The following is a 6,243-nucleotide window of genomic DNA, read 5'->3' on the forward strand; positions in this document are numbered from 1 at the left end:
GCTTTATATTTATTTACCTTACTAATTTCCTTTTTAGCATCCAAAATCTGAAGGTTGGATACAATATTCATTAAGAACTCGTTGTCTTTACCAACACTTTTTAGTCGGTTAAGCTTTACGAGCACTTCATTTTTTACTTTATCGAGAGCAAATCGGCGGGCATGATCGATACTCTCAAAAGCACCTTTGTCGATCGCGGATTCTAAATCCTCGGAAATCTTTGCTCGTCGTAGTTGATGCTTATATCTATCTTCGATAGAAAGTAATGTTCTAAGTTGTTGGTACTTTAGTTCATCAGGGTCTTCGTACTTAGCACAAAATTCCTTGAGTTTGCTGAGAATAGCGTTATTAACAACTGGGCTGTACGCTCTCGGTGCGCCCTTGTATTTTTGCCTCGTGACTTCTTCATAAATGAGAGGAACCTTGTCTTCTACTTCGTTTTTCTCATCAACCCAGATACGACGAATTTCCTCTAAGTCCTCGAGAGTCAACAGTTCTATGTTTTTAACATCCTGCGGCCCGCATTCTCTGACTTCCATTTGCGCCTGTAGAACTTTACGAAGCATTGATTCTCTAAAAGCTTGTTTGTATGGACCACGGACGATATCAGCAGGCAAGTTCTCGTATTTGTAATCAGTATTGTCTTCGTACTGTGCTAATAACTCGAACATATCTTCGCTATCAGTTAAGTCTTTTTGTTCGCTGAACTCTTTCATACTGATATGGACAGTTAGACTACCGTTCATTCTTCGGAAGTCTCGGTTATGTTTGTCTCTCGCGATCTTGTTCGCTTTTATGTCTTTGTTCGCATCATTGATATCGATTTCATTGCGAAGTGCGAGCAGCGGCAACATCCATTCTTTTTCTTCATCATTTGCGATCATGGCAGCCATAGACTTATCTTCACCAACCATGGTACAGACATAACAACCGAAGCGGCTATCCCCACAGCTTGGTGTCGATTTGTCAACAACTAGCGGACATTCTCCACCATCCGTAGCACCTTGATACATACCGAGCAAGTCAGCATTTCTGTAGCCCCATGGATTTTTCTGTTGAGTTAAAAAAGACCAGACATCATCATTGGTCCAATCTTCGATTGGCGTATATACCCAGACACGGTCTAGTTGCGTGTTAACGTTGAGTCCGTCATTTTTACGTGTATTGTCTGAACGGTTTTCGATATTTTCCATACTCGCCGCTCGAACCGTGCTTTCATGCTTACGAGTTCCTAATACTAAGATGGCTTCCCCATTCTTTTTCACGACATTCTGGATGAAGGAATTTGAAGGGCTAATTTTTAGCCTGTCTGTACACCAGCGGAACTTATAGCGAGGTGCAGGGTAGCCTTTACCTATTAAATTGACCCAGAACCTGTCTTCTGTTTTTGGCGTAAGACGGTGTGGATGGATAGGTAAGTTTTGTTCGTCTACTGCTTTTTTCATCTGCTTCAAGGAACGATCGACCCAAAGCGCGACTATCGGGTTTTCAACCAAGGTATCCGTGCTAATGACGTGCACAGACTTCGTTGCTTTACCTTCTTTTTTAAGCTCTGCTACAGCATTCCATACTATTTGAAGTATCGCTGTTGAATCTTTCCCGCCGCTGTAGCCTATCACCCAAGGAATGTCATCTTTCTGATAAAGATCTTTTGTCTTAGTAACCAAGCGTTGGATTGTTTCTTTGAAGCCGAGCTCGTTAAATGCTGAGTAGCGTGTTTGTACAGTATTTACAGTCATAATTGGATTTACTTCGTGGTTCACTGGCGCTGTTTCGCTTGTTTGAATTTGATTTCTTCGGCTTTTTCTTTCGCGCTTAAAGGAATAGAAAGGTAGTGTTTAATTCGGTTTGCTGTTAATTTCATTGCTACTGATGAGTTGCGCATAGCACCATTAACAACACATCTTCCTTCCCAGTCGCGCTTGTTACTTCTTGACCAATCAATATCTTTCAATGCGAGAGTTTTCGTTTTCCAAAGAGGATCGTTCTTTAGAAGCCAATTTCCGACGATACCCAAAGCTTGAAAGGTCACAGAGTAAGCGTGGATTGACTCTTCCCTTATCTCGCCACCTGAAACTTGCTCTTTGTAAACTAATTGCCATGCTGGTATCACTTCAACGAGATGTTCCCAGAATTCCCTCGCTATGACAGCTTGCTCCTGATAAGTATGTTCGTTGACTACATCGAAAAGCTCCTTGGTTGCTTTGTTCAATGCACTGTGACTTACTAGTTTTTTGGAGCGCGTACCAAGATTGCTGTTCTCCATATGTATCAACTTAGACAACGTTTTGCTCTCGAAAACTACGCTTTTTGAAAGGAGGGCATCAGGTCTGCCATCGTAAGTAATACTGAGTGAACTATCGGTTTTGACTGGGTATAAATTGAGGTCTTTAAATATTTTTTGCCTTTCAGGTAAGGATTTACCAACAAAAAAAACTACTGAAATGTTCTCCTCACCAAGAGATGGATCCTGTTTAAGAGCTTCATTAATGGCCGCATTGCGATGCTGCCCGTCAGTAATATAGACTTCAGCATCGTCATCGATAGTCAATGTTCCAATTTTTTGTTGATGTTTACCTTGTCCTATTGGAATGAACTCAGTTTCACCGTCGATACATGCAGTAAGGGCCGAAAAGACGTAACTGTCTCTGTTCTCCAGTATATAGTTGCTGATCTCTGGTATGCGATCAGGGTTCAATAGCCGTTGCGCACGCTCATTTACAGGTAAAGCACTTTCATCAAACGTAAAAATCCTTTTTAACCTTTTGAGTGGGCACATCACCGTGTAAAATTCGGTGTCTGCTTGTATGCCTTTAATGGCTGGGAATGAAGTCCCGGAAATTACATCAGTCATATCTCTATCTACACATCGGTGTTTTTACGAACACTTTTCTTTGTTCGTACGAACAGTGGCGTGTACTATACGCGAGTCACTTGTTATTGTCTCCCAATTTGTTAAGGCTTTTTAATGACTACATACCTAGATTGCAACGCAACTACTCCCATTGCTCCTGAAGTAGCTGAGATCGTTTGTAAATACATGATCGACGAGTTTGGCAACTCAGGCAGCAGGACTCATGAGTTTGGTGTGAAAGCGAAGCAAGCAACCGAGTTAGCAAGACAACAAATTGCAGATGTTGTCGGCATTGAAAAAAATGAGGTGTTTTTTACTAGCGGTGCGACAGAGAGTAACAACATTGCAATTCTTGGACTGAAAGCTTGGGCGTTAAAGGAAAGCAAAAAACACATAATTACAACTAAAATTGAACACAAGGCGGTTTTAGAACCTGTACAGGTTCTAGAGTCGGAAGGTTTTGACGTTACTTACCTAGATTGTGATGAGTCTGGACTGGTATCAAAAGAGTCATTAGCGGAAGCGCTAAGGCCCGATACTTTTCTTGTCAGTATGATGCATATCAATAATGAGACAGGTTCATTTCAGGACATCACAGGATACGCTGCTGTTTTAGAAGGGCATGATACATATTTTCACGTTGATGCAGCCCAAGGATTCGGAAAGTATAGTGAAGCTTTAAAAAACAATCGTATCGATATGATTAGTGTGAGTGGTCATAAGCTATACGCGCCGAAAGGTGTTGGAGCTCTTATTGTGAAACGAAGAGGGTTTAAAAAAATCCCATTGCAACCTCTGATGTATGGAGGTGGTCAAGAGCGGGGTTTAAGACCCGGTACGTTGCCTGTAGCACTGATAGCCGGTTTAGGAGAGGCGTGTTCTTTGGCTAATAAAAACTCTGAAATATGGTCGCAGCACTGTCAAAAGTTAAAAGATGAAGCACTGAGAGCACTTGCTGAAATTGGAATAGAGGTTAATGGGCGCAATACAGCACCACATGTACTTAATTTTTCCATTCAACAAGTGAACTCAGAGGCTGCTATGGTTGCGTTGAAGGGGATTGCTGCCGTTTCGAATGGTTCTGCTTGCACATCTTCAAGCTATACACCGAGCCACGTATTAACAGCGATGGGGTTTGATGAAGATCGTATCGATTGTGCGATCCGTATGTCTTGGTGTTACCAAACAAAAGAGTTACCATTGGCGGAAATTATTGAAAAGATTAAACAATACTTATAAATCGCTATGAAAATTTATGAAGCGGCTATTGCAGCACTAAATTCGATTCAAAAGCCAGCAACGGCAACTGAAGTGTACGAAGTAATCGTGGGACAGCATTTGTATGCTTTTGGAGCAAAAAAGCCGCTTGAAGTTCTTAGGGTTACGATGGATAAGCACTCTAAGAATAAAGCATTTACAAAGATGAATGCTGACAGGTATTTTTATAAGCACACAGATGGGAAGTATGAACTTCTGGAACAGTATCGCGAGTTTACGGTAGGTTATGAAATTAAAGAGCCTTCTTCTGAAGAGCTGCAAAGTGATGATTGTTCCGAGCAAATTTTTGAGCTCGCTGCACAGCAAAAAGAGAAATGTAAAGCTGAGATATTGGCCTACTTACGTGCTCTGAAACCTAATGAGTTTGAAGAGTTTAGCAAGCATTTCTTAAATCGCTATGGTTTCAGGAGAATGAATGTAACATCTGTCGGCCGTGATGGTGGAATAGATGTGAAAGGCGCTTTAAAGATCGGTATCGCTGAGATGAGAGTAGCGGCGCAGTGCAAGCGATACGCTGAAAATAATAAAGTTGGTCGTCCAGATGTTTCTCAATTTAGAGGGGATATAACTGGCGAATATGAGCAAGGCATCTTTATTACGACAAGCAGCTTTACTAAAGAAGCTCAAGAAGTTTCATTTAAACCGGGTTGTGTTCCTATTGTTCTAATAGATGGTGAACAATTAGCGGAAATAATCATTGAAAAAGGCATAGGAATTCAAAGGAAACAGATCGAAATTTATGATTTTGATGCTGATCTTATTTACAGTTAATTTGAAGTTGATTTTAGATTGCCAAAAGTAAAACCTCTGATTTCCTTATGATGTTTGCCCAAAAGCACCTCAAACTCCGCTCGTATCATCTGAGTTTCTTCAGCTGGTTCAAACTCCATCAGCTTGGCTAATCGTTTATCAAAGCTAAGCTGTTTCTTGTAGTCTGTGTGCGTGATCGGTAGAAATAGATGTTTGTTTAACAACGGCGGGCGATTTTTTTCATCAACGTAGTCAAAAAAATCAATATCTTGCTCGGCCATTTTAACCTTTATTCGCTCCACTAAGTAGGGCACGGAATTGTCAAAGTTGTCGTAGCGCGTTAGTGTCAATTTCCCAGAGCGAATATGAATTTTAATCAGGTCGATAGATTCATCCAATTCACCGTACATTTGTAACCCCGCGCCTACATAAACTCTAAGCAGTAACGGTAACTCATCTAACCATGATTTATGGAAGATTAGTGAGTGATCGGGGTTTAACACACTAGCAGGTAACTGTTGATGAGCTTTTTCGCATTGTGCTTGAATCAGGGGCTTATCAGCTATGGCGAATAATAGCTCAGTCGCTAGGTTAATTGCAGTGTTGTAATCGCCAAAAAGCGCTTTGATATCTCTTTTCAAGTTTTCAGGTTGTTGTGTGTAGGGTTTGCGCTTTTCAAATAATCCCATTGAAAAATAAAGTAAAAGGTCTTCCTTGCGTCGTCTTTCTGCTTGTTTAAATGCTTTGGTATCAAACATGTCACCGATCAAAGTAAAGGTTTTCTTATGTGAGCCAATGAGGCTGCGAACCTGTTCACTTGCTGCAAACTCATCGTTTGCAGGTATCCGACCAAGCTCTAGGCAAGTATTCCAAAAATTATCAAACAGAGCTTGATGCTGGGCGATGACCAGCTTTGCTTTGTCTTTTGCTTCCATTGGCTGTGGTGAGGTGAGCTGCTGCCATTGATGATGACGTTGGTATTTACTTTGTAAGTAGCGCTGTTCTTCTAGTTTATCTTTAAAGAGGTAAAATATACCCGGTGCAATAGCGATCGCTTCTTCCTGAAGGCTCCGTTCAAGATAAGCTTTAATTTCTGACTGTGCGTAGTATTTTTGGAAGGTGTTACGTGAAGTAATAACTCCATCTTTATAAGGCTTAAACTGATTGATATAAGTTTCGTTGGCTAGCATGACGGCTACAATCAGGAGCCTTTCTGTTAACTCCCAAGCCCCAAGTAAGGCTTCCAATCTTTCATCTTGATCTTCAATGACATTTAAGACAAAGCCCAGATTGACGATATCTGAGGATACTTGTTCAACGTCTGGTCTAAAGTTTGGGTCCCAGCCTAGTGCATCTAATCC

5 protein-coding genes are annotated in these 6,243 nt (G+C 41.2%); 2 read left to right on the top strand and 3 right to left on the bottom strand.

Going from position 1 to position 6,243, the window contains the following annotated elements; all coding sequences use genetic code 11:
- Positions 1-1,739, bottom strand: a 1,739-nt coding sequence (dndC, locus tag AACT21_RS05180; RefSeq protein WP_094164447.1) for a DNA phosphorothioation system sulfurtransferase DndC, incomplete at its 3' end; no start/stop codon positions are given.
- Positions 1,740-1,759: 20 nt separating this feature from the next.
- Positions 1,760-2,854, bottom strand: coding sequence for a DNA sulfur modification protein DndB (gene dndB / locus AACT21_RS05185; RefSeq protein WP_094164443.1), 1,095 nt, complete (start codon positions 2,852-2,854; stop codon positions 1,760-1,762).
- A 114-nt stretch (positions 2,855-2,968) separates the two neighbouring features.
- On the opposite strand from dndB, the gene dndA reads away from it, so the two are divergent.
- Together dndA and AACT21_RS05195 are read left to right on the top strand one after the other, a co-directional pair.
- Positions 2,969-4,093 carry a cysteine desulfurase DndA gene (gene dndA, locus AACT21_RS05190; protein ID WP_094164444.1) on the top strand — a complete coding sequence of 375 codons (1,125 nt, stop codon included), beginning with the start codon at positions 2,969-2,971 and terminating at the stop codon, positions 4,091-4,093.
- 6 nt (positions 4,094-4,099) lie between these two features.
- Positions 4,100-4,903 carry a restriction endonuclease gene (locus AACT21_RS05195; protein ID WP_094164445.1) on the top strand — a complete coding sequence of 268 codons (804 nt, stop codon included), beginning with the start codon at positions 4,100-4,102 and terminating at the stop codon, positions 4,901-4,903.
- On the opposite strand, the gene AACT21_RS05200 is transcribed toward AACT21_RS05195, so the two are convergent.
- Positions 4,900-6,243 (bottom strand): DNA phosphorothioation-associated putative methyltransferase (locus AACT21_RS05200; protein ID WP_094164446.1); only part of this gene is annotated, 1,344 nt, incomplete at its 5' end. The genes AACT21_RS05195 and AACT21_RS05200 overlap by 4 nt on opposite strands.

Origin of the sequence: Vibrio sp. V08_P9A1T1, from assembly GCF_963874405.1 — a bacterium.
Lineage (GTDB): Bacteria > Pseudomonadota > Gammaproteobacteria > Enterobacterales > Vibrionaceae > Vibrio > Vibrio anguillarum.

Excerpts from the sequence above, each read along its gene's own strand:
- dndA (WP_094164444.1), top strand. The coding sequence starts at position 2,969 with ATGACTACATACCTAGATTGCAACGCAACTACTCCCATTGCTCCTGAA.
- AACT21_RS05195 (WP_094164445.1), top strand. The coding sequence starts at position 4,100 with ATGAAAATTTATGAAGCGGCTATTGCAGCACTAAATTCGATTCAAAAG.
- dndB (WP_094164443.1), bottom strand. The coding sequence starts at position 2,854 with ATGACTGATGTAATTTCCGGGACTTCATTCCCAGCCATTAAAGGCATA.